This is a genomic window from Kitasatospora sp. NPDC059722 (assembly GCF_042733235.1).
Classification (GTDB): Bacteria; Actinomycetota; Actinomycetes; order Streptomycetales; family Streptomycetaceae; genus Kitasatospora.
The window spans coordinates 12,452-14,725 of sequence record NZ_JBHWGD010000130.1; the positions used below are offsets into that span (position 1 = coordinate 12,452).

The 2,274-nt window shown below is 74.9% G+C and carries 3 protein-coding genes; 2 read left to right on the plus strand and 1 reads right to left on the minus strand.

Annotated elements, in window-relative coordinates; translation table 11 throughout:
- Positions 1-301 precede the first annotated feature (301 nt).
- The gene (locus ACFV4F_RS39340; RefSeq protein WP_380447392.1) at positions 302-691 is read left to right on the plus strand and encodes a ribonuclease domain-containing protein; all 390 of its coding nucleotides are present in this window, start codon (positions 302-304) and stop codon (positions 689-691) included.
- 193 nt (positions 692-884) lie between these two features.
- The gene (locus ACFV4F_RS39345) at positions 885-1,286 is read left to right on the plus strand and encodes a VOC family protein (protein WP_380510112.1); all 402 of its coding nucleotides are present in this window, start codon (positions 885-887) and stop codon (positions 1,284-1,286) included.
- A 61-nt stretch (positions 1,287-1,347) separates the two neighbouring features.
- On the opposite strand, the gene ACFV4F_RS39350 is transcribed toward ACFV4F_RS39345, so the two are convergent.
- Positions 1,348-2,175, minus strand: coding sequence for a hypothetical protein (locus ACFV4F_RS39350; protein WP_380510115.1), 828 nt, complete (start codon positions 2,173-2,175; stop codon positions 1,348-1,350).
- Between the last annotated feature and the right edge of the window lie 99 nt (positions 2,176-2,274).

The following is a 2,274-nucleotide window of genomic DNA, read 5'->3' on the forward strand; positions in this document are numbered from 1 at the left end:
TTCCGTCTCGTTGTGGGTCCGGGGCCCACCCGCGCGGGCTGTTGCCCCGGCCGCCACCCCCGGCCCCCCGGTGGGGGCCCCCCTTGGGGCTGCACTGCGCCGGCGGCCAGCGACCGCCGAGAGCCTGCGGCGCCGCCAGAGGCACCGGGAGGTCGACGACCCGCTGGAGCGGCGACGATCGGATTTCCGGCCGGCCCGTCGCTGACGTGCTCAAGTCGCCCGTGGGTAGCTTGAGTTACTCGGAAGTGAAGACTTGTCACGGGGCTTCCGTGGCGGCCGGGGGCTCGCCACACTCGTTGACATGACCAGCACTCTACGCGCGTGGAAGACTGCTGCCTCCGCCGCCACCGTCGCCCTGATCGCCTTCGCCCCCGTCGTCGCCGCCACCGGGGCGAACGCCGCCGTGAGCGGCACCGTGTGCGTCTCCGCCCTGCCCCCGCAGGCCAGAACGACGCTCAACCTCATCGCCTCCAACGGGCCGTTCCCGTACCGGCAGGACGGGATCGTGTTCCAGAACAACGGCGGCGTGCTGCCGCGCCAGTCGTACGGCTACTACCACGAGTACACCGTGGTGACCCCGGGCGCGCCGACGCGCGGCGCCCGGCGGATCGTCACCGGCAAGCGGGCCCAGGAGGACTACTACACCAGCGACCACTACGCGACCTTCCGGCTGATCAACTTCGGCTGCTGACACCGGCACCGCTCCTCGGCCCCGGCGTGGCCCCCGGCCCGCCGGAGCCGTTCGCGTGCCCGCCGGGGCCGCGCGGGGCGCTCGACGATCAGCGCCGGGTGGCATAGGGTCGTGGACGCGGCATCGCGTGTCGGTCACCGGCCGGGTGAGGCATGGAGGTGTCCGCGAGGTGCCTTACGGAGGCATTCCGCATATGTCGGTCGAGTTGAACCACACCATCGTCCACGCCCGGGACAACCGGGAGTCCGCCGAGTTCCTGGCGGGGATCCTGGGCCTCGAAGTCGGTCCCGAGTGGGGCCCGTTCATCCCCGTCGCCACGAGCAACGGCGTCACGCTGGACTTCGCGAGCGTCCCCGAAGAGTCGATCACCATGCAGCACTACGCCTTCCTCGTCTCCGACGACGAGTTCGACGCGGCGTTCGAGCGGATCGGGCGGTCCGGGATCACGTACTACGCCGACCCGCGCATGAAGCAGCCGGGCGAGATCAACCACCACCACGGCGGGCGGGGGCTGTACTTCCTGGATCCCGCCGGCCACGGCATGGAGATCATCACCCGCCCCTACGGCAGCCACGCGACGACCCCCGGGTCGTGACGCGGGGCCGGCCCGGGCCACTTCGGCGTGGGCCGGGCCGGCCGGACGCCGTTCGGGTCGGCTACGTGCGGGCGAGGACGGCGGCGAGGGCCGCGAGGTCGGTGTCGGTGGTGGCCAGGACCACCAGGGGAGCGGTCGCGGCCGGGCCGAGGCGGGCGATCTCGCACGCGATGAGGCCGTTTCCGGCGGTGGCGACCAGGGCGACCGGCGCGCGGGACTCCAGCAGCGGGGCCAGCAGCGGGCGGTAGGCGGCGGGTGGTGCGTCGTCGTGCACCGGGCGCAGCACGGCGAGGGCCTGCGGGCCGGGCCAGGTGCGGGCGGTGGCGGGGAAGCGGGCGTCCGGTGTGCCGGGCGGGGGCAGCAGGAGCACCCAGCCGGCGCCGGGGCGGGTGGCCCGGCGCAGGACATCGAGGTGGACGGTTTCCGGCGGCCCGGTCGGCCCGGTCGGCGCGCTCGGAGCGGGGTCGGAGGGACCGCCCGGGTGCGGGACCGGGTGGCCGGCGAGGGTGGTGCGGAGGAGCTCGGTGGTGGCGAGGCCGCTCGGGAGGTCGGGGAAGCTGCGCAACAGGTGTGCGCTCTGGCTGAGGAGTTCGGTCGCGTCCCGGTCGGCGAGCAGGGCGCGGTCGTGGACGGTGGTGAGGACGAGCCCGCCCGTCGCGTCGTAGTGCGCGGTGAGCGTGATCGGGTACGACGTGAAGGTGCCGGCGGGGGTGGGGGTGTCGACGTGGATGCCGTGGGCCGCCAGGCCGGTGTCCAGCCGGGGGTGGTGCGGCGCGAGCGGCAGGTGTTCCAGGACGACGAGGCTCTGCGGGCGCCGGCCGGGCGGCGTGCCGTTCCACCGGTGCGCCTGGCCGGGGGAGACCCACTCGTAGGAGGAGAGGTCGAGCACTCCGTCCCGCCCCAGCGGGCCGTCGGTCCGCGCCGGGGGGGGGGGGGGTTGCTGTGGCGGGGTGGGCGGGGCGGGGGGGCGCGGGGGCGCGGGGCCGGG